At 68.1% G+C, this 21274-nt stretch carries 14 protein-coding genes and 1 tRNA gene; 5 read left to right on the top strand and 10 right to left on the bottom strand.

All coding sequences use genetic code 11. The features are described 5' to 3' along the window. Positions 1–321 precede the first annotated feature (321 nt). Positions 322–406, top strand: a tRNA-Leu gene (locus tag EOE48_RS09610). Positions 407–585: 179 nt separating this feature from the next. Beyond that, on the top strand, positions 586–2184 hold the full coding sequence (locus EOE48_RS30195) for a DUF6538 domain-containing protein (protein ID WP_281292741.1): 1599 nt from the start codon (positions 586–588) through the stop codon (positions 2182–2184). A 381-nt stretch (positions 2185–2565) separates the two neighbouring features. On the opposite strand, the gene EOE48_RS09600 is transcribed toward EOE48_RS30195, so the two are convergent. The 10 genes from EOE48_RS09600 to EOE48_RS09550 all read right to left on the bottom strand — a co-directional run bounded on the left by EOE48_RS09600 (position 2566) and on the right by EOE48_RS09550 (position 18889). Then, entirely contained in the window at positions 2566–3078 is a 513-nt protein-coding gene (locus EOE48_RS09600; RefSeq protein WP_127728572.1) for a hypothetical protein, read from the bottom strand. Between the two features lie 205 nt (positions 3079–3283). Further along, entirely contained in the window at positions 3284–7162 is a 3879-nt protein-coding gene (locus tag EOE48_RS09595; protein WP_127728571.1) for a hypothetical protein, read from the bottom strand. A gap of 232 nt (positions 7163–7394) precedes the next feature. After that, on the bottom strand, positions 7395–7667 hold the full coding sequence (locus tag EOE48_RS09590) for a hypothetical protein (protein WP_127728570.1): 273 nt from the start codon (positions 7665–7667) through the stop codon (positions 7395–7397). 3 nt (positions 7668–7670) lie between these two features. After that, positions 7671–11432 (bottom strand): CHAP domain-containing protein, encoded by a 3762-nt coding sequence (locus tag EOE48_RS09585; protein ID WP_127728569.1) that lies wholly within the window; start codon positions 11430–11432, stop codon positions 7671–7673. Positions 11433–11652: 220 nt separating this feature from the next. Beyond that, positions 11653–12354, bottom strand: coding sequence for a hypothetical protein (locus tag EOE48_RS09580; RefSeq protein WP_127728568.1), 702 nt, complete (start codon positions 12352–12354; stop codon positions 11653–11655). A gap of 199 nt (positions 12355–12553) precedes the next feature. Then, on the bottom strand, positions 12554–13147 hold the full coding sequence (locus EOE48_RS09575; RefSeq protein ID WP_127728567.1) for a hypothetical protein: 594 nt from the start codon (positions 13145–13147) through the stop codon (positions 12554–12556). Positions 13148–14599: 1452 nt separating this feature from the next. After that, positions 14600–14959, bottom strand: a complete 360-nt coding sequence (locus EOE48_RS09570; RefSeq protein ID WP_127728566.1) for a helix-turn-helix domain-containing protein — start codon at positions 14957–14959, stop codon at positions 14600–14602. A gap of 770 nt (positions 14960–15729) precedes the next feature. Continuing rightward, complete coding sequence (locus EOE48_RS09565) at positions 15730–16734, bottom strand: hypothetical protein (RefSeq protein ID WP_127728565.1); 1005 nt, start codon at positions 16732–16734, stop codon at positions 15730–15732. A 4-nt stretch (positions 16735–16738) separates the two neighbouring features. Further along, positions 16739–17557 carry a hypothetical protein gene (locus EOE48_RS09560; RefSeq protein ID WP_127728564.1) on the bottom strand — a complete coding sequence of 273 codons (819 nt, stop codon included), beginning with the start codon at positions 17555–17557 and terminating at the stop codon, positions 16739–16741. Between the two features lie 648 nt (positions 17558–18205). Next, positions 18206–18889: a recombinase family protein gene (locus EOE48_RS09550; protein WP_246154075.1), complete on the bottom strand. Its 684-nt coding sequence runs from the start codon at positions 18887–18889 to the stop codon at positions 18206–18208. A 275-nt stretch (positions 18890–19164) separates the two neighbouring features. On the opposite strand from EOE48_RS09550, the gene EOE48_RS29140 reads away from it, so the two are divergent. The 3 genes from EOE48_RS29140 to EOE48_RS29135 all read left to right on the top strand — a co-directional run bounded on the left by EOE48_RS29140 (position 19165) and on the right by EOE48_RS29135 (position 21070). After that, the gene (locus tag EOE48_RS29140; RefSeq protein WP_187371364.1) at positions 19165–19317 is read left to right on the top strand and encodes a hypothetical protein; all 153 of its coding nucleotides are present in this window, start codon (positions 19165–19167) and stop codon (positions 19315–19317) included. Positions 19318–19508: 191 nt separating this feature from the next. Continuing rightward, positions 19509–20129, top strand: coding sequence for a DUF4145 domain-containing protein (locus EOE48_RS09545; RefSeq protein ID WP_127728561.1), 621 nt, complete (start codon positions 19509–19511; stop codon positions 20127–20129). Positions 20130–20455: 326 nt separating this feature from the next. Continuing rightward, positions 20456–21070: a DUF6538 domain-containing protein gene (locus tag EOE48_RS29135; protein WP_187371363.1), complete on the top strand. Its 615-nt coding sequence runs from the start codon at positions 20456–20458 to the stop codon at positions 21068–21070. The last annotated feature ends 204 nt before the right edge of the window (positions 21071–21274 follow it).

Raw genomic sequence — 21274 nt, 5'->3', positions numbered from 1 at the left:
CTTCGGTGATTGACTTAAGTTACAATGGGAGTTTCCGCATGGGCCGCAGGATCGGCATCCTTGCGACGGGGGCGAGTTATTGGCCTGCGCTTGCACGACCCGTTCTTTCGCAGGCGCGAGAAGCGAATGCAATCCGCCCGCGCTGGAATCCGCAATTCCGCTCCGGTCGGTCGAGGACGGCCGCCAGCGGACGAGCGTGGCCGCCCCGCCCGGGCCGTCGCCGGCCCCACGACTTTTCGCGACGCCCGGCGAAGAACGGCGTTGACGCTGCCCGCGGCGCCCACTAAACGAACCCCACCGCGGCGCCGCAAGGCACCTCGGGCCCAGGTGGCGGAATTGGTAGACGCGCTGGTTTCAGGTACCAGTGGTGCAAGCCGTGGAGGTTCGAGTCCTCTCCTGGGCACCAACTTTCTCAGAAGGCTAGTGGCCTCAGAAAGTTGAGCCTTCTTAGAGCGATACGCTGAGCCGACCGTGCTACAACGGCGTGCTACAGAGATGCTCTTCAGGCTCGTTCGCCCGGTGAAACGGTCCGACTCCTCCCTCCCTCAGTTCACCCAACGCATCCCCCGAGACGTCCTCCCGCTGGTGGCCGGCCGCACGCTGGTGCTGCCTCTTGGCTGCGAGACGGTCCGCGTCCGCTTCACCGCTACGATGCGCAGCGTCCGCTTCTCGCTCCGCACCCGAGACCCCGCAGAGGCCAAGGCTCGCCAGGGGCAAGCCGCGGCGGCCCTTGAGCGGTTCTGGGTCAGCCTGCGCACTGACGCACCCGCCGCCCTCAGCCATCAGCAGGCCACGGCCTTGGCGGGGGAACTCTATCGTGCGTGGTCTGACGGCGGAGCCGGCCGCACCATTGCCGTGCAGCACATGCCTGATGGGCGCTGGGAGCGGGCCCGCAGCATGCCGGCGGAGGAGGAAGCGGCCTTCGCCTCGGCCCGGGGGAAGCTTGAAGCCGCCATCGAGGCCGACGACACAGCGGGCCTGGAGCCGACGCTAGGCCCCCTGGTGGACCGCCTATTGCTGGCTCGCGGCGTCTCCAGCGTGGATGCCGACTCGCGGGCGGTGCTTCTTGATGCCTTCGCGCGGGCCCTGCGAGATGCCTTCGCGGCCCGGGAGCGCAATGCCGGAGGCGACTACAGCCCCGACCCGAACGCGAACCGCTTCCCGGAATGGCAGACTGAGCAGCAGGGGAGGGGGCCCGAGCCGGCCAAGCCCGCGCCTGTCCCCGCCGGGAAGACCACCCTGACGGGCCTCGTGGCGGACTGGTGGACGGAGCGGCAGGCGGCGGGCCTGAAGCCCAGCACCCATGAGAGCTACCGGAACACGGTGGCGGCCTTCGTGGCTTACCTGAAGCATGATGATGCGGGCCGGGTGACGGCGGAGGACGTGCTCGGGTTCAAGGATCACCGCCTAGCCACCATCAACCCGCGCACCGGCAAGACGATCTCGGCCAAGACCGTGAAGGACAGCGACATCGCGGGGCTCAAGGCCATCTTCGCGTGGGCCGTGGCCAACCGGAGGATGGCGAGCAACCCAGCCAAGGACGTGACGCTGAAGCTCGGCAAGGCGCGGAAGCTGCGGAGCAAGGGGCTCAGCGACGCGGAGGCCCACGCGATCCTCCGGGCCGCCCTCGCGTACCAGCCCGGGAAGGGGGAGCGCCCGCAGACGGCCGCCGCCAAGCGTTGGGTGCCGTGGCTTGCCGCCTATACGGGGGCGCGGGTGGGCGAGCTGGCGCAGCTCCGCAAGCAAGACCTCCGGCAGCAGGGTCCGTACTGGCTCATCACCATCACGCCCGAGGCCGGCACCGTGAAGACCAATGAGGCGCGGGAGGTGGTCTTGCACCCGCACTTGGTCGAGCTAGGCTTCCCGGAGTTCGTCGCGAAGGCCCCGGCCGGCCATCTGTTCCTGAAGCTCGGCAGGGAGGGCGACGTGCTCGGCCCGCTCCAGGGCTTGAAGAACCGCCTGACGGAGTTCGCCCGGTCCCTCGTGCCGGACCCGAACGTCGCCCCGAACCACGGCTGGCGGCACCGCTTCAAGACGGAGGGTCTGAGCGCCGGGATGGGCGACAGGGTGCTTGATGCCATCCAGGGGCACGCCCCGAGGACGGCGGGGGGCGGCTACGGCGAGGTGACGGTCAAGGCGATGGCGGAGGCCGTGGCGAAGCTGCCGCGGTATGAGGTGAGCTAAGAGAGCCAGTCGGCTCCTAAAACGATAAAGCCCCGCCGGAGCGAGGCCCTGCTTGCATGCACCATGCAGCCTGCACAACTAGCGATCAGGCAGTGCCATGGCAAGTTCAAACGAGCCAAGACGCACGCTGGTACGCACTTGCGGTGCCGCTCTCTGCGCAACGCGCACTTGCGGGGCAACTTGTTGCGATTGAGCACGAAGGGCCATCAGCTCTTCGAAGCGGGCGATGTGGCGGTCAGCCACAGGCGCACCTCTCCCAGGCGTTTCGGCCAAGTGCCGACCCGCTGCGTCGCTGATCTGTTCCAGCTGCCGCCTTGAGAGTGTGGTCATGGACGCCTCCTCGCGTTCATAGCGGGAACCTAGGGGTTTCGGTTGGGGCTATCAAGAGGTGGGGGCAAATACCCATCGGTGCCTCCCATCCGCGCTAAGGTACGCGTCCGCCGTCCGGTACCCCAGCCCATTTAAGCATTCTGCTATTGCCGCATATTTAACGAGTGCCTGAGGCGGAAGTTCCGTATCGTAGGTAGACATGGTGATGAGAGGTGGATTAACCTCTGTTACCAACTCGCATACGCCTCGCATTATAAGATTAAGAACGGTTTCTCGGTGATTGGGGTGAATGAAATCTCGCTTTGTTTCCTGACTAAAATCTACTGGCGTTACATCCCAATCCTTGTCCATGTATTTAAGCCTAATGCCAAATCTTAGATCAAAAACCCCACTGGAAGAATGCAGGGCAGAACCACCTTCCATAAGTATAATCGACATAATTACAATCCGCCTGGTCTCAGGCAGGAATCCTAGGCGAAACTCGATGTAGTGCTCATCACCGAAGGGGACGGTCGATATACCCGGAGGGAAATCAAGCTCAATATCCGAGACAAACTCGTTCATGCGGTCTGCTCTGCGGAAAATGAGCGTTTGTCGGGGGGCGGTCTCTCTATCAATCCTGTTCGGCGCTGTCAGCCCCTCTTTGGAGAGGGCTGAGTGATGTGCTCAAGAGCACGCTGCCGCCGGCATCCAAAGGCACCTCTAAGCACTTGTCACCGCACCGGAGAGCGGCGGAGAGACAGTCACCTCTCCGCCGGCTGCTGCTGGCCTATTCCGACCCCGCCGGGACCCCTCCCAGGTCCAGCCCCGTCGCCCTCCCAAGCCGCTCCAGATACCCCGCGCCGACCTCACGGTCCGACTTCACGCCATCCTTCCGGGCCACCGCGGCGTTCCCCTTCACGCGCTGCTCAAAGACCGCCTTCCGCACATTGGCGTCCCGCAGCAGCAGCTTCCCGGCCGCCTCCCGGAACTTCGCCACGGTGCCGGTGAGCATCGCCTGGCGGGTCCCCTTCTGGTCAGCATCGCCGTCCGGTGCCCGCCCATACGCCTCGGTCAGCATGATGCGGGCCACGGTTTCCTTGAGGCTCGGCCCTGAGCCCGGCTTGCCAGCTAGCTCCTGATAGACCTCATAGGCGTTGCGCCCATCCACGGTGCGGAGGTCGCGAAGGTCCACGCCGCGGTATGTCGAGCTGGGAGGACCGAACGGGCTGACCCCCGCCTCATCGATCATGCGCCGCACCTCGGCATCCACCATGCTGCCGGAGCCGGTGACCCACAGCCCCTTATGGACCGTGAGGGGGTCTCCGAACACGTCTCGCCGCGCCGGCAGCCGCTCGGACAGGCCCGGGACGGTGGCCATGATCTTATCCACCACGCCCCGGGTTTCCCGCATCAGCGGGTCCGGGTTGGCGAACCGGAGGCCCGACGCGAAGGGGACGAAGTTGGCCGCGGTCTGCCCCGCCACCTTCGAGAGACCCCGCTCCGGGCTGGTGATGGCGGTGATCGTGTCGTTGAGCGAGGTCAGGTAGGTCTTCTGCCCGAGCTGCTTGACCAGCGAGAGGAAGACCCCGCCGAGGGCCGCCGTCGCCTGCTCCCCGAAGCCGTCGCCATCGTGGTCCCGTTCCAGGATATCCACCACGTCCGCCATGATGCCGAAGGGCATCGCGATGGGATCGTAGCGGCCGAAGTTCACGTAGGTGGGTCGCCCATCCTCCCCGGGGATGACGAAGCTGTAGGGCTGCCATCCGGTGGCCATGAGTTGGCGCTTCAGCTCCGCCTTCTCCGGCCCGCCGCCGGTCACGTAGCCGGCATGGGTGAGCATCGCCGCGGTGGCCATGAAGAGGGAGCCCATGGCGGCCTGCCCGATGGCCTGCGCCTGAGCCTCCTGGCCCATGTCGCCGCGGATCATTCGGCGGAACTCGGTCTGCGCCAAGTTGAGCCCCGGCGTCATCTTCCAGCCCATCCGAAGGACGTTGGTCGGGGTCTTCACGAACGGCAGGACGAAGCGCAGGGCCGGCACGTTCTGCACCATACCTTGCACGCCCGAGCCGAGGGTCTTCGGCAAGAGGTCCTGCTGGAAGGTGGCGATGTTGGCCTCTTCGAGGGCCTTGAGGTCCACCGCCCGGCCGGCATCGTCAAAGGCCGCGTCGAGGGTCCGCCGGACGTGCTCCGTTAGGGCTGGTCCCTCCAGCCCCGCCGCGATGCCCTCGCCGTGGGCCGCCGCCATGACCTTGGAGCGGTAGACCGCCTGCTTCACCAGCTCATCCACGGAGCCAAGCGCCCGGGTCGGCGTGCCGGCCGCCTTCATGAACCCGGTATAGGCATTGCTCAGGATGCTCGGGATGCTGTCCCACGGGCGGAAGCCCTCGGCGACCCAGTTGACCGACCGGCCCGCTGAGGAGGCGCTGACCTCCGCGGCGTGCGGGGCGAGGATGCTTTCCCCGGTCTGCCACGTGCGGACGGCATCGCGCCACGACTCGTGAAAGGCGCCGAACAGGTAGCTGTACTGCCGGGCGTTCTCGGCGACCCGGGCCATATCCCCCTGCACCGCCCCGCCGATCATCCGCTCCAGCGGGCGGGCCCCGACCATATACAGGTTGGTCGAGAGGTTCACGAAGTGGGTCCGCAGCCCCCAGAGGAGGTTGTTGACGTACAGGTACGAGGCATCATCCACCACCTTGCTCCAGAAGCCCTGCCGGAGCAGCCTGTCCGCGACCCGGGGGTCTCTGCCCGCCGACTCGATGAGCGTCAGCATCCCGGCATCCGAGAGCTTGCCCATCGCGGCCACGTCTTCGAGGCTGTAGCCGAACTCCGTCCTCTGCCGGCGCAGGGTTCGCGCGGCGTTCGACACGATGGTGGCCGAGTGGGCCCGCGCCGTGGCTGCCACCTGGTAGTGGCCGCGGAGGGCCGTCATGGCCGCCGAGAGGTCCCCGCCGTACTCCTCCAGCATCCCGAGCTTGATGCGGTCCGCGAGGTTCTGCGCGTCCTGGGAGGCCCGCAGTGTAATGAGGTCGGCGGCGGCAACATCGGCCACCATCTCCCGGGCATTCGAGCCGGCGAGCTGGAGGGTGCCCATCAGCTCGGCCGGATCGTCGCCGTAGATGGCCACCCGTTGCGCCACCATACGGTCTGCCATGGCGTCCGAGAGCACGCCGTCAGCATCCCCGCCCTTGGCCGCTGCGATCTCCCCGGCGAACTCATCGGAGACCCGGCGGATGACCTGATCGAGGGGCGAGCGGCCGGGCTCGTGGCCGGGCTCTACGCTGAGCTTCTGCCACGGGATGCGGCCACCGTCGCCGAACCTGTAGCCGCGCTCGATGGCGCCGTCCCAGCCGCCCGGGGAGAGGAGCTGTTCCGTGTCGGCCCGGCCGTGGGCGATGAGCCGGGAGACCTGATCGTCGGTGATGCCGAGAAGCTGGAGACCGGAGGGCTCGGCCTGAGCCGGCACCGTGCCGGGGAGACCCCCTTCCCTCACCCCCGCCCCGGGCAGAACCTCGTCGGGCAGCGCCGAGACCGTGGCGTCACGCTGCGCCGAAGCCGGCATCGCGGCGGCATCCGGCCCGTAGTCCACCGCCTCTCCGGCCGCCTCCCGCTCCGCCAGGGACCGCCGGGGGCTCCGGGCTGACATGGCGCCGGACGCGAGGGCATCGGCAGGTGGGACCGCCGGACGCTCCAGCGCAAGCGCCGCCTCGGCGTCGGCCACGGCCTGAGGGTGGGCTTCCCGCAGCGCCTCGACGGCAGCCGTATCGCCCTTGCTCGCCGCCAGCTTCGCTTCCTGGTGGGCCACCGCCGTGCCGAGTTCCGAGAGGGCCGCGTCGGCTGCCTCCGGGGTCGCCGTGCCAGCCTTCCGGGCCTGCACCCAGGCGTAGCCCTTCAGGCTCGCCGCGAAGACGCCCACCAGGGCCACGTCCACCCCGATGGACTCCAGGGCGTTCTTCATCCGGCCGATGGCGGCGGAGTCGTTCGGGTCCCCGGCGAGGTAGCTGTTGACGGGGTTCTGGAGCCAGGACGGGCCCTTGGAGACGATCAGGTCGGACAGGCGGGGGCCATTGGGATCGAAGGCGACGGCTCCCACCGCAGCGGCCTTGGCGGTCTCCAGGGCGAGGGCGCCTTTGCGGCTGGCCTCCAGCGCCCCGATAGCCCCGCCCACCGCCGGCACCGCCTTGGCGAGACCCACCAGCTTACCGGCGCCGAGCATCCCCGTGGCGAACTGGGAGAGGCCGGAGACGAAGGAGTTGGCGATGGACTCCTGGGCAAGCTCCCGGTCGAGCCCTTCGAGGGCCCGGCGGGTCGGTGACTTGTCCTCCTCGGCGGTCTTGCCGAAGATGAAGTCCTTGGTCTCATAGATCGACTTAGCGGCACCCGTGACGATTGAGGCCGCTACCTGCCCCGAGGGGTCGGTCTTGATGTCGGGCGCGAAGGCGCCTTCCAGTGGGCGACCGTACTCGTCTACCGCGGGGGCGCCGGAGGGCTGGGCCGGGGCGGCGGCGGGGGCCGGGGTGCTGGCGAAGGCGCGGACCTCCTCCGGCGACAGACCCCCTCCAGCCTCGGCAGGTGCAACCGGTTGCAAGTCGGCAGGGGGCGGCGGTGCAGTGGCGGCGGAGGGCTCGGGCTCGGCCATCAGCGCCCGGATTTCGTCGGGCGTCATTGAGCCGGAAGCCGGCGGCGGGGCGGCTTGCGGGGCTGCGGGGGGCGGAGCCGGGGGCTCGGCCATGAGCTGGCGGATTTCGTCCGGTGTCAAAGGGGCCTTCCTTCTCAGTGGGATGCGGACGCGGAAAGGGGACCGGGCGGGGCCAAGGCACGGGGGCGCCTTCGCGCGAGGCATGAGGCCCCGCCCGGTGGTGGTGATGCTGGTGGTGGTGAGGGCCCGGGGGCCGCGACTAGGCGGTGGGCTTGCGGGTGCGGTGCTCGGGGAACGGCAGGATGTTGAGCCCCTTCTCCCGCACCCACCGCTCTACGGCGGCGTCGATCATCGCGGCCTGCCGGACCCGCTCCTCCTCTTCCTCGAAGACGCGCTCAAAGGCCCGCTGGATATCGAACGCCACGCCCTCAGGCTCGGCCTCGGGCTGCTGCTGCTGGTGATGGTGGTGCTGATGATCGTCCGTCACGGTGGTGGCCTCTCCGTCCGGGGTTGTGGTGGTGCTGCCGTCCATCCGTCACGCCCTCCGGGTCTGCGCCAGGGCCACCCGAGGCCGCCCTTCGCGGAGGCCCTGAAGGTTCACCCCGACGCCGAGCTGGTCAGCCGCCAGCCTGATGGCAGACATTGCGGCCTGCTGCTGGCCGGGCTCGAAGACCACCCTGCCCTCGGCATCCACCGGGTAGACCTCGGCCCCCTCTCCGTCCCCGCTGCGGACCACCACGAAGCGGCGCCTCGGGTTGTCGGATTGGGCCTTGCGGATCACCTCGGCGAGCTGCGGCGGGACTTGGGCGAGGACGGTCTCCGAGTTGCCCACCGGGTCCGGGTTGGTCTCCCGAAGCCGGGCCGCCTGTCCTGCCGGGGCGTTGGCGTAAGGGTCGGAGGCCGGCGGGGTGGACGGGAGGGCTGCCGGCCGGGAGAACATGCCCCGGATGCGGCCTGCCACCCCCGAGCCGGAGACGGCGGAGGTGAGGGTCTGAGCGGCCCGCGCGAGGCGGGAGCCCGGGAAGGCGCCGGTCCCCTCCAAGGCCGCCCGGACCTGCGACGGCGACACGAGGGCCTTGTTCACCCCGTCCCCCGCGTAGTGGCTGCGGCCGGTAGTGAAGTTCGGCAGGGCCGCCCACTCCTTCGCCAGCTCGTTCGCGAAGTCCTCCGTGCCGAGTTTGCCGGTGGCGAAGTCCCGGTAGCCCCGGCGGTTCAGCAGGGCCAGCGCCATGCGGTCCTGAAGCTCCGGCGTGAACGCCTCCCGGCCGGACAGACCCAGCTCCTTCTTCAGTCCTTCCAGCGTCCCGGCCATGAACTGGAAGCGGCCGGTGGCGGAGGATGCGGTTCCCCGATCCCGCGACCACGCGATGGTCTGGTCAAGGGTTCGCTTGCTCAGGTCCTCGGTGGCCCCCGCATTGCCGAAGACCGCGTTGTAGTTGCCCCCGCTCTCCGGGCCCGCCACGAAGTCGAGGATGCGGGCGGCCCGAGGATCGGCCTGAAGCTCCCGCGAGGCATACCCTCCCGCCGGCTGCGCGGTGGCCCCGAGCACGGAGGCGAACCGCTCGGCCACCTCCCGGCTCGGCGCGAAGGCGGTCGGGGTGCCGGCCTCGGGCGGCCTGCGGAAGCCGGCGACCTTGCTGAGCGGCAGGGTATCCTCCTGGACCCGGTTGTCGTCGTTGCCGGCGATATAGCGGACGCGATCCCCCTCGATGCCGACCACGAAGCCGACATGCCCGGTCGAGCCGGCGGCCATGGACTTGAAGACCACCACGTCGCCGCGGGTGGGCTGCGCGGTGCCGGTGCCGTAGTCGAGGAAGTCCACCGCCCGGAGCGACCCGCGCTTGGTCTTGCCGGAGGCGTCCAGGACGGCATCCACGAAGGCGGCGCACCAGGGCACCTTCACGGGATCGATGGTCTGGCCTGCCGACTTCGACAGGAAGGCGGTGAGGGCCTGGCGGTGCTGCGGGTTGGCCTCCCCGAACCCCTCGAAGCGGCGGGCGACCTGATCGGGGGTGGTGGTGCCAGTGAAGGTGTGCCCGTTGACGATGGCGGAGGTGCCATCGGAGGTGACGGAGCCGACGTAGGCGCCCTCGATGGCACGGGAGAAGGCGCGGCCGACCTCCTCCGTCTTGGGCGAGGAAGGCAGGGAGGCGGGCTCGATGGGCGTTCCGTCCGGTGCGCGGGGCCCTTCCGACTGACGGCCCAAGGCCGGAGCGGCGGGGGCGACCGGGGCCTTCACGCGACCCGCCGCGACGGCCCTGCGGAAGGCATCGTCCACCACCGCGGGGAGCGGCTTCTTCTGAGCGGTGGCCATCTGCTCCAGCGCGGCCCGGGTCTCCGGCGCCAACCCCTGGAACCAGCCTTGAGCCGCCTCGGAGGTGGGCGCCGGGGTGGCGGGGGCAGCGGCAGGGGGAGCGGCAGGCCGGGCCTGAGGTGCCACGGGCAGGGCCGGAGCCGGGGCGGTGGTGGCCTGAGGCTGGCCCTGTGCCGGACCCGCAGGTTGCGACGGGGCGGCGGGCTGCACGGCTTCGAGAGGCCGCCCGAAGTCGTCCACCGCTGGGAGACCACCCGGTTGCGGGGCGGGCTGCTGCGGGGGCGGCGCGAGGGGGTTGGGCCGGGTGACGGTGCCGCGAGGGGGCGGAGGGGGAACGCGACCCTGCGGGGTGTCTCCGGGAGCGGGGGCTTGCGCTGCGACAGGCGCCGAGCCACCGGGAGGCGCTGCGGCCCCGAAGGTGTTGGCCGTGTCGAGCCCGGTCCGATCATAGTAGGTCGTGCTCATCGGACCTTCCGGCTGCTTGAGCCGGTCCAGGAAGGCGGCGCCGATGGTCTGGGCGGCCTTCTCCCGCTCCAAGCTGGTGGCCCTCGGGTTCTCCAGCAGCCAGCTCATGAGGGCCTGCTTGTAGTCGGACGTGGCCTGCAAACCCTCGCGCGACATCGAGCCGTCATCGAAGAGGAGTTTGGAGGCGTCCTTCTCGACGGCCGTTTGCTTCTTCAGCGTGTCGATGATGGTCTTTGCGGTGCCGACGCGAAGCATCTCCTCCAGCTTCGGCCCCTCCGTCTTCATGCCCTCGGCGAACTTGAAGGCGTGCTCAAGGTCGGCCCGATTGCGGAAGACACCATCGCGAATGCCCTGCTGCACCCGCTGGAGCCCACCCCCGTTGATGATGTCGGTGGTGACGGCGAGAAGGGCCTCCGGGTCCGAGGTCCGCTCTCCCTTCCCGACCTCATCCCGCCAGCGGATGGCGTTGATGCGGAAGTCCGGGTCCACCTTCTCGCCCCTGGCCAGCAGGGCTTCCGGGAGCGGGGCCCGCGGGTCCTTCGTGATGGCGAGGATGGTGTCTCGCGTCACATCGTCCTTCGCCGCTGCCTTCTCCTCCCGGCGCCGCTTCTCGTCTTCCTGGATGGACCGCCGTCCCATCGTCTCCAGCGTATCGATGGTCTTCTGGCGCTGGTCCCGGCCATACGGGGTGTTGGCCCAGGTATAGTCCTTGCCCGGCACCTTCCGGTCCAGAAAGCCCAGGAGCTTCGGGTCCCGCTTGGTGATGGCCGCGGTGGTGACGGTATCGATGAGCTTCGTATCGAGGTCGGTCTCGCTGAGGCCCTTCTTCAAGCCGTCCGCGCGGATAGCCTCCAGCTCGCCGAAGGCGCCCACGTAGTCGGTGCCCTTCTTCGAGGCGAGGCCGGCGGTGTCTGCGGCGTCGAGGACCTGCTCCCCCCGGGCCGAAAGGGCGGTCGCGAAGCCTTCCTTGGCGGCCCGCGACACGTCGCCGATATGGCGCTGCTGGAGGTTGGCGCTGGCCTGCCTCACGTGCGGGAGGAGGCCCCGGAGGACGTCCCCGTCCTGAGTCTTGATCTTGTCTTTGAGGAAGCCCGTAAGGAAGCCGTTGAAGGCGTTCGGGTCGGTCGAGGTCTTCTCGGGCCAGGCATCGTAGGCGGCGGCGAGCTGTTCTTGAAGCTGACCTCCGGCGACGTTGCCTTGAGCTTGCTTGAAGCCCCGCAGGAAGGCGGGGGAGCTTTGGGCCGGGACCGCATCGGATGCTACGCCTGCGGCGAAGCCCTGTTCGGTCTGGCTGTAGAAGGCGGCCTCTCCCCGGAGACGGTCGGCCTCCTCCGCCTCGGCATCCCGCTTCTGCACGAAGGACTGGAGGGAGCCTCCGAGCCCCGAGAGGGAGCGGGCGAGGTCTTGCAGATTGGTATCCCGCGAGGGGGCTTGGGCTGTCACGAAGGTGTCTACGGGCGAGGCGACGGGGCGCAGGGCCTCCGTCAGCTCGACGCCCCGGTAAGGCGCACGGGCCATCCGGTGGGTTCCTTAATGTCGATGTGAGGGGTAGCTCGCCGAAGGGGCAAGCGGTGCGGGGGTGGCTGGGATGATGGACAGGCTGGCCAGGGCTCGGCGCCACCCCACGTGAACCAAGCCCTGGCCTCTGCCTCCCCGCCGTCAGCCCGCTAGGGGCGAGGCTCGGGGAAGTCGGGGGCGGTCGGCAGTGCTAAATCCCACCGCCTTACGCCTCAGAGGGTTAGCCGGCGGTGAGACCCACCGGCCGCAGGAGGTGCCGCCCGTGCTCGGCATCGAACAGGCGGAAGGCGCCTCGAAGGAAAGCCTCGTACTCCTCCCGGCTGAGGAGGTCGGACAGACCCCAGTCCCGGGCGTTCCGGTCGTACAGCTTCAGGGCGAGCGCGATGGCACCCGCCCGGGTCCGCTTGGCGCGGGGGCTGTCGGTCTCGACGCTGAGGCACCAGGGGGTGAGGTCGTGATGGTCGCCGAGAAGCCGGACCGACTGGCCCACCTCGGCGCCGGCCATGAGCCGCTGAAGGGTGAAGCCCTCCGCCAGCACCTCGACGTAGTGCTGTTCCCGGCCGCCCTTCTTGTTCGTATCGATGAAGGGCACTCCCCCGAACAGGGACAGACCCCGCAGGATGAGGATGCCCGAAGCGGGCGCCTGCCGGGGGTTACGCTCGCCGATGCGGAAATCCAGCACGGGGCCGTAGAGCGGGTGCGGGGCCGCGATGCTGATGGCCGAGATTGACCCCTGCGGGAGGCCAGCCTGGGCAAGCCCGAGGTCCGGCGCGGGGTGGCCTTCGGGGTCCTGAAGATGGCCCACGGCCTGGTTGTAGAGGGCCAGGGTCGCCGTCAGGGCCTCCCGGGTGGTCGGGGGGTACTTCGAGGAACGGCGCCGGGTGACGGTGGTGGGAGTGGCGCTCACGGTATCGGTCAGCATGGGGTGGCTGAGTCCTTATGGTTGGCGATGTGGCAGGGTGATCCTGCCGGGTGGTCACAGCCGCCGACCCGAGCCCTGAGCCGCCATGAAGCGGGCATGAGGCATCGCCCTCCCGGCGAGGTGCCGGATGGGTGCGAGGGGGCGGGAGCTGTGATGGGTGAGGAGCGGAGCCGGGGCGGCTACGACGCTCGAAGGGGTCTCAGCGACCGCTCAGGGGCCGCAGGAAGTGCTTGCCGTGCTCGGCATCGAACAGGCGGAAGGCGCCCTTGAGCAGGGCCTCGTAGGTCTCGATGGTGATGATGTCTGCCAAGCCCCAAGCGGCGGCGTGACGTTCGTATCGGCGCAGGGCGTGGGCGATGGCCTCCTGCCTACCCCGGAGCGCCCGGTGCCGGCCCGGCTCTACGCGGAGAGACCACGGGCAGAGGTCATCCCTCCCGTTCAACTGTGCCACCACCTCCTCCGCGTCGGCATCAGCAAGCAGGCGGGGCAGCGTGAAGCCGGCCGCCAGCAGCACGATACCGCCCGCATCAGGCGGCCCCCGATAGCTGTTGTCGAACGCATGCCCCTCGAACAGGGACAGGGCGCGGAGCACGAAGAAGCCCAAGGGGACCGTATGAGCGGTCAGCCCTTCGTCCCGCTTGTACTGGCACATCGGGGCAGCCTTGAAGCTGACTACCACCCGATCATGCTCAACGGCGAGGTTGGCGGAGGCGACGTAGCCCTGCGGGAGACCCCTCAGGAGCAGTTCTCGGTCGGGCGCCGGGGCAACCTCAGGCTCCAGAGCGTAGCGCACCCATTGATCGTGATAGGTGAGAAGCCCTTCGACCGTCGCCGCGGTGGCGGGAGGATACTTGAAGCGGGGCCTCGGGTAGACCTTGCGGACCTTCGGGGTACTTGTGGCAGCCGGAGGGGTCGGGGGCGGCTTGGAGGGGGCTTTGCGCTTGGCCATAGCGGGGTGGCTTTCGGCGAGGCTGATAGGGTGACCGGTTTAGGCGCCACCGATGGTATCTCTCGGTGGTAGGTCTCTATTCCTAATGGCATCAAGGGTCGGGGGCTGAGGAGTGCCACCGCCGTTGCCCCGCTCGGGGGCATCTCGCAGGGGGTCCAGAATGCTGGAGCTTGGAGGCTGGCGGGGAGCTATCTCTTCTCATTATGCTACGTGTTGTAGCGACACTCTGCCTCTCCCTGGTCAAGGCATTCTGGGACCAGGAGTATCAGGCACCAAGCTGTCCCTTCGGCTAGATGCGGCCACGATGCTAATTGACATGCCTGTGCGCAGCTTGCTGGTGCCTCTGGAGCGGGCTGCGGGCGGGACCTGAAGTTGGCCTTCAGGACCAGGGGCGATAGGATTTCCGTCCTTCCAAGACCCCCTAATCCCATCCTCCTCCCCGGTTGATCCCCTGAGCTGGGCATGAGGCAGTGCATGAGGTGACCATGAGGGGACTGCCCTCGGTGGTGGTCACCCTCTGCACCATCCCCTCGCTAGGGTGGCTGCCCCCGCCTCCGTCCCTTCCAGGCCACCACTAGGAGGGGAACCAGGGAGGTGAGGAAGACTAGCAGGGCATCCAGTGCCCCTTGAGCCTTGTCGGTGATGGTTGTGTCTCCTCCTCTCCAGATGCTTCGAGGAAGGCCCCTAGGTCTAGCCTTGGTGACACTAATGTCACTTTGAGCACTGCTCCTTCATGTGCCTCGCAGTGACCCACCAAGGGGAAGGAGATGGGATGCGATGCTAACGCATCTGCTGGTCTCTCCCTCCTATGTCTCCTATAGCTATAACCTAGAGGCCCCCTTCATATACGAAGCTATTTGGGGTCTCTAAGTCCTTGATTTCATTAAGCCCGCTTCCAGCCTACCTCTTGGCCGGCTTCAGCCCCGCCGCGCGGCGATCCGCCCGGCCCATCCTCGGGAGCCCGTAGTCGTCGTCCCCGTCGTCAGGCCCAAAGATCCGCTCCCACTCTTCGTCGGTGTGACGCTGGCGCGTCTACCTGGCGGTCCGAAGCTGTCGCGAAGCTGCCCCACGCCTGCGCCAAGCCTCCCCGCCATGGTGACACGCGGCCACCGTGATGGCGCTGCCCTCTTCATATCCTCCGCTACTACAATTTGCTCTCAGGACCCCCGCCAGGGCCCACGAGACCCATCAGGCTAGGGTGGATGCCGGATTGCCCTGGCGAGTCCTGGCGGGGCTGCTGGGTGGCTTCCCGGGGCTACTGCTGGCGGGGGTGGTTGGCGGGGAGGGCCGAATAGCTCATCGGCCTACCTTTGCCTTCGTGGCGGCGCTGCGCTTCTCCAGCAGGCTCCCGAGGATGCCCGAGACCGCCCCGGATGCTGCTCCTGGCGAGGTGCGCAGGGGCCGAGCCACCTCCCGCAGTAGACCCACAGCCGGCGCCTCCCGCTCCCGCCGCTCTTCGAGGAAAGCCATCACGGCTTCCAGGGTGAACCGCCGCGGCGCCGAGACCCCGAGGCCCAGCCGTATGAACTCGATGTTCCCCGCGCGGACGTGCTGGCGGAGCGTGGCGTCATCCATCGGCAGCAGCTCGCACAGCTCGGCGCTGGAGATGGTGGACTTCTTCTCGAAGGCTGCTGCTAGGGGGGCCGGGATCATCATGGCGCCACCGCCCTACGCTTGGCCTGCTCTCCGGCTGCCTGCTGCCGCTCGGCGATCCGTCTCGCGCGTTGAGCCTTGAAACCGCTTTCCGCCTCGCCAGAAGTCGTACTGGTAGTACGGGCTCTTGTCCGACTTGCTGACTGACACGGCTGGATCCTGCTCCGCTCGGTGAGAAACCGCATGACGGCCTCCAGGGTGAAGGCTCGCCGTGGCGACCGCTCCCCGAAGCCCGTCTGCACGTAGCTGATGTTACCAGCTTTGCAGTGCCGGCGAAGCGTCTGCTGGTTGATCGACAGGAGCCGGCACACCTCGGAGGGCCCGATCACCGCCCGGTCGGAGAAGGCTTCAAGCACTGCGGCGGGGACTGTCATCGCTGCTCTCCCGCTCTTCTTTGCAGCCGCTCGGCTCGCAAGCTCTCGCGCAACGCCTTCAAGTCGCCACCCTCCCAGCCCGGAGCCGGCTGCCGAGCGCCGACCCGCCTGGGCTTGGGATCGGGAGGGCTCTCCGTCACCGTCCGCTCAGCGAGGAAGCGGGAGATGGCCGCGAGGGTGAAGGACCGGCGGTGACCGTGGCCGAGCCTCACATAGGAGATGTTCCCGGCCTCGCAGTGCCTCCGCAAGGTATCCGCATCCATCGGCAGGAGGCGGCACAGCTCCGGCCCCGAGATGGTCCCCTTATCAGCGAAGGCGCGGGCTATCGCCTCCGGTACGTTGCTTGCGACCATCGGGGCCTCTCCCTCGTGTCGTCTTCACGCCGCCCGAGAGTAGACCTCAACCCCGCCCCGAGTTCACCACCCGGCCGACCTCCTCCCCGGCATCCACAGGGCCCGCGAGGAACAGCTCCAGCTCCCGCAGGCGGGCCTTCAGCTCGGGCTCATACCCGGCGGCACCGTCCCGGCACTCCTCCCCGGCCGCCTCCAGCTCCGGGAGGAACCAGCGAAGGTGCGCCCGCATCGCCTCCGCCCCCGTCCGGCAGCCGCAAGGCATCTCCAGCAGCCGCGAGCCGGCATCGTGCGCCTCCCCGCCCTCCGGCCCACCCATCGCGGCGAAGACCTCCCAGGCCCGGCGGTGGGCCGCGATGGCATCCGTAAGGCCGCCCGAGGTCTCCCCCGCGTCCTCCCCCTCCTGATCCCCGACGAACAGCCCGAGGTCGGCCACCCGGACCATGAAGACCGCCCTATCGAAGGTACTGAGGTCGGGAGCGTCGGCGAGGACGGACCGGAGGTAGGCCAGCAGCGCGGTGGCATCGGCGAGGGAGCCGCACGGCGTCTGCTGAAGGAGGCTCGATGTCTCCTCCTCTGCCTCGCAGACGGCCCGTGAGCTGGCATCGAGCCCGGCCGGGGCGATGGACTCCAGCAGCCGGGAGGCGGCCTCCTGCGCCCTCCTGGCGGCTTCATGGGCCCGTATGGCGAGGGTGATCGGCGAGGGCTCCCCCTCCTCCCCCGCTACCGATTCCCGGTCCGCCTTCAGGACCGCCGCCAGGGCGTCCACGAGCTTGGAGCAAAGGTCGGGGCACGGGTCCGCCTCGATGCTCGGCGTGACGTGGGCCACCAGGCTGGCGGCATCCGCACGGCTGAGGCAGGGGGCCGCCATGAGGGCAGCCCAGGCCCGCACCTCCGCCTCCCGCGCCAGCCGCCCCGCCTCGGGCTCCTCCTCCGCGTCGAGGTCTTGGGCGGCATCGAGCCGCGCGAGGGCGACCCGATGCTGTCGGATCGCGGCCTGAAGCGGCGAGAGGGGCGGCAGGGTGAAGGCTGCCGGGGTCTGATGGACGGTCATCGGGTCAGACCTCCGGGCCGGTGGTGACGGTAGCGGGGGCGGTAGTGGTGGTCTCAGCCCAGGCAGGCTTTTCCCCCGAGGCGCCGAACAGCTCGGGCAGCAACCGCTCCGCGGCTTCGTCCAGGCGGGGACGAGCCCGATCCTCCCCGCGGACGCCCCGGGAGACGGCTTCTTCCGTGAACCACCTGTCGGCGGGAGCGTGGTCGTCATCACCGGCAACCCAGCCGTAGAAGGCCAGGGCGGCGGCTTGGACGCCTATCTCGCGCTGGGCAGCCGGTGTGAGGCGGTCCCAGGCGGTGGCGATGGCATCGAGCCCGGGGAGACCGTCAGGGCCCAAGACCACCTCGGGAGCCGTGGGCTGCACCGCGACCAACCCGGCGCCACCGCCGCGGGCCCATGGCGCCTCGGCCTCGGCGGTCCCGAACAGGTCCGGCAGGGCTTCCTCTGCGAGCACCATGGATTGGGTGAGTGCTGCCGAGGCAACGTCCTCGCACCGATCCGCCGCGTCCAGGACCAACTCCCGGCCCTCCGTGTCAGCCGCGATCACGAAGAAGGCGTGCAGCAGCGCCTCCTCCCCGATGCGATCCCGGATGGTGGCCGGCAGGGTGTGCCAGGCTTCCCGCACCTCGCCGGGCTCGGGGACGCGGCGCGACCGCTCGACGGCGGCTTGGCGCACCTCGGGGGAGGCGCCGTCCAGGTGGGCTCCGAGGCGGGACGGATCGTCCGCGGCGGTGAGCTTCACGGCTGACGGGGGCACGGCCGGGCGGCTGAGGTCGAGGCGCACGGCATCGGCCGGCGCGAAGGGGCGCTGGTGGACGGTCATCGGGGTGGCTCGCAGCTCGGGCAAAGCTCCGCCGATGCGGATCCACGAGGATGCCGCCCGGCCTCTCTGCCAGTTTTCGGGGGTGGTGACCTACATCAGCCGCGGATTGCCCTGCCGGCCGCCCGCGATATCTGATATGAGCTATCGATAAGTCATATGATTAATGACCGTCAATACCTCATATGAGAAAAAGGGGAGCTTGATGCTGCACTGCGAATCGCCTAGCCGCCGGCAGGTGGGCAGAAAGAGGCGATGGGCTGAAGACATGTCGGCGCGGTTCCCAGAGGGGACCTTCGCGCGGATTGCGGCTGTCGTGCGAGAAGATGAGGACCGGACGGATTTTGTGAGGGCCGCCGTTGAGGCGGAGCTGGAGCGGCGCGAGGCCGCAGCCCAAGGCCCCTCACCAGACGCCCGAAGTTCAGGCGGCAATCCCGACGCCTCCGGCCCTTCGCGTTAGCCTATGCTGTAGCGTCCGCCCGGTATTCGCGCGATGGTGGGCGATGTTCAAGGCTACAGACGCAGACGCATTCACCGCCGAACTCATCGCCAGGAGCCACCGAGTATCTGCCGAGTCATGGGCCTTGCTGAGCCGCTACCCTGCTAGGCCATCGTGGCTGCCCAAGGGCTTCGAGCTGGTTGAGGAGCGGCTCACACCGCCACCCGCGCCAGGGCCCGCTTCACCGCCGTCGCCGTCCAAGACCCATTCCCCCGCGGCGTCGGCTGGCCCATCTCGTTGAGGCGCCGGGCCAACTCGCTCAGGCCCACCACGCCATCCCCTTGCAGCCGCTCCAGCACGGGCAGCACGGCGAAGGCTTTATGGTCCGCCTTCCGCTGCCGCACCGCCGTCGCCTTCGCCACATCGTCGGCCGTGGGCGCTGCTTCAGGCCGATAGCCCCGGTCGCCCCCGAGCTTCTTCCCCCGCGCCTTGGCCATCGCCAGGGCCGCCTTGGTCCGCTGCGAGATTAGCTCCGCCTCGTGCTCTGCGAAGGCCACCAGGATGTGGACCATGAGCCGGTTGGCGTCTGGGAAGTCGCACGCTCGGAACTCTACCCCGCTATCCTTCAAGCTCGACACGAAGGCCACGTTGCGGGCCAGGCGGTCTAACTTCGCGATGAGGAGCGTGGCGCCGGTCTTCCTGCACCGCTCGATGGCGGCTTGAAGCTGCGGCCGGTCGGTGCGCCTCCCGCTCTCAACCTCGACGTAGGGCGGCTGGAGCAGCACGTCGGTTGGCCTGAGGTGGGCCTGGATGGCGGCTTGCTGGGCTTCGAGGCCGAGCCCGGAGCGGCCTTGCTTGTCGGTGCTCACGCGGCAGTAGGCGACATAGGTGGTCACGTGGGCGGCCCTCGGCGGTGATCGCCATAAGCTGAGTCCCGCCATCTCCCGTGTCAATACCCATCAACGCTCGATGATGAATGATGACACGGATACCGATGGTCGGGCTGGTGGGCTGCCGATCCCGGGAGGCCCGCACCGCGCCACCTCCCAGCCTACCGGCACGCCTCGGCAACCATCCCGCCACTCACCCGTTCTGTTCCCGTTGTGTTCTCAAGACGCCTTGGCCATCATCAAGCGGTCGGGAGGACAGGCATCAAGCGGGAGCCGAAGGGATGGACCATCAGCAGCAGCAAGCCGACCGCGGCGGTGACATCGAGCCGGCCGAGGTGGCGAGGATCGAACGGCAGGCCCGGGTGGCGGCGCTCATCGAGGCCGAGTGGGAGCGGATGGTTGACGTGCTGCTGGCCCGGGAGGCGGGGGCGTGAAGGCAGCCTGATGCCGGGCCGGGAGGCTGCCCTGGCGAGGGGGACCGGAGGCCGGCTCAATGCTCACCTGACCATCCCCGGGGGCGGGGGTACGGGGGGAAATCCTGATCCGCTGGCGCGAGGGTGGCCTCAGGATTGTGTGACCCCTAAACATCCGACAAACTGATTGCAGGCGTGCAGGAGGTTTTAGAATGACGCAACACACACTCGCAGGCAGCCTGCAATTGCCGCGATGCCCTCACTGCCAAATTGCAAATCCTCTACTAAATAGATTTTGGCAGCCGTCTTTCACAAATAGATCTGATGGACAGAATCAGGATATTTGGGCGGCGTTTTCCTGTTCTAGTTGTGGATCAGTAGTTACTGCGCGATGTTATCCTGAATACGGGCAAGACCCGGTGATTGTATCTATCTACCCAGATGCACGATACGCTCACGCTGATATCCCGCCCATAGCGCGAAAATTTCTCCAGCAGGCTTACGAGACAATATATGCGCCTGATGCTGCCGCAGTGATGGCTGGTAGCGCGGTTGATGCGATGCTGAAGGAATTAAACTACACGGAAGGTTCGGTCTACAAACGCATTGAGCAGGCGGTCAAAGACCACGTTCTGACAGAAGATATGGGCGAGTGGGCGCATTCGGTACGTCTTGGGTCTAACCGGCCTCGCCATGTAGATGCGGAGAACCCTCATGTCTCACCTGAAGAGGCGAAGCGGTCGGTGAATTTCGCTGAAGCTTTGGGCCAGTTTCTCTTCGTTCTCAAGGCCCAAATCGCGCGGGGACTTGCCGAAGCCCAAGCAAGTAGCTGATGCATCAGCCGGCAGTAAGCTGGTCCCGGCTTCGGGGTGCCGCCAGACTCGGGCACTAGAACGCCCGCGCCAAGCCGTGCTACAGACCGTGCAACAAAGGGGCAGGGGCGTCCACCTCATCCCCTTTGTTTTCAGCCACTTAGCGGCAGCAAGGCGCAATCCTCTCCTGGGCACCAACCACTCGCTAAGTGGTTGAGCCTCCGAAGCGATCAGCGAAATCAGCATCTTGGGACTGCCCGGTGGTGCAAACGGGTGGTACAAATGGCGCTGATGACGACGCGTCCCTGGAGCATCCCAGGACCGGCACCTACGACCTGCGCAGGGGTGTGCCCGACGATCTGCGCGCCCTGAGCGGCAAGCGCGAAGAGAAGATCAGCCTCGGCACCAAGCAACCTGAGGATCCCAAGCGCCGGCATGCCGTCGCCCTCGCCGAACTCGAGGAGCGTTGGGCGAACCTCGGAAGCGGCTCGACGACGTTGAGCGAGCGCCAAGCCCACGACATGGCAGCGCCGTTCCACGCATGGTGGATCAGCCAGTATCGCGACGAGCCCAGCCGGCAGGGGTTCTGGCGTGTCGATCTCGGCGACGCTGTGGCCGAGGCGCCCTTCCGGTTGGTCGCTGCGGCCGAACCTGGGCGCTGCCCTCATCCAGGAGGCGACCAGCCCCGCGCGCAGGCCAGTCGGAGATGGAGGAGTGGTGCGCCGAGCAGGCCGACACACTGCTCAAGCGACGTGGCCTCGTTGTCGATGAGGGTGATCGCGGCAAGCGCATGCGGGCCGTTTGCCGCTGTCATGCAGCGAGCGAGCCTCAAGCTGGGCGCCGCGGCACGCGGTGAGCCACTCGACGACCCTGAGAGCAAACTGGTGAGAGTGTCTGACGCGCCGACGGTAGCCATACAAGCTCCCGCCAGCGGTGTAACCGGGATTGCCCCGTTTCCGTGATGCTTGATCGTTTTGCGTGGATCAAGCGGCAAGAAACATCAATTCATACGATTTCCGATTGATTGCTTCGCAATGCGGAAATCGGCTTCGCTCAGGCGCCGCGCGGGCTGGTGATACGGTTTTACGGAACGAATCGTCCGAAAACCGTATAAGAGCAATCCCACGGGGCCGACGGTCGTTCTGGAAGACCGCCGGCAAGACCCC

The organism is Methylobacterium oryzihabitans (assembly GCF_004004555.2).
In the GTDB taxonomy this organism is placed as follows: Bacteria; Pseudomonadota; Alphaproteobacteria; order Rhizobiales; family Beijerinckiaceae; genus Methylobacterium; species Methylobacterium oryzihabitans.
This window is presented reverse-complemented; position numbering and strand designations above follow the sequence as displayed.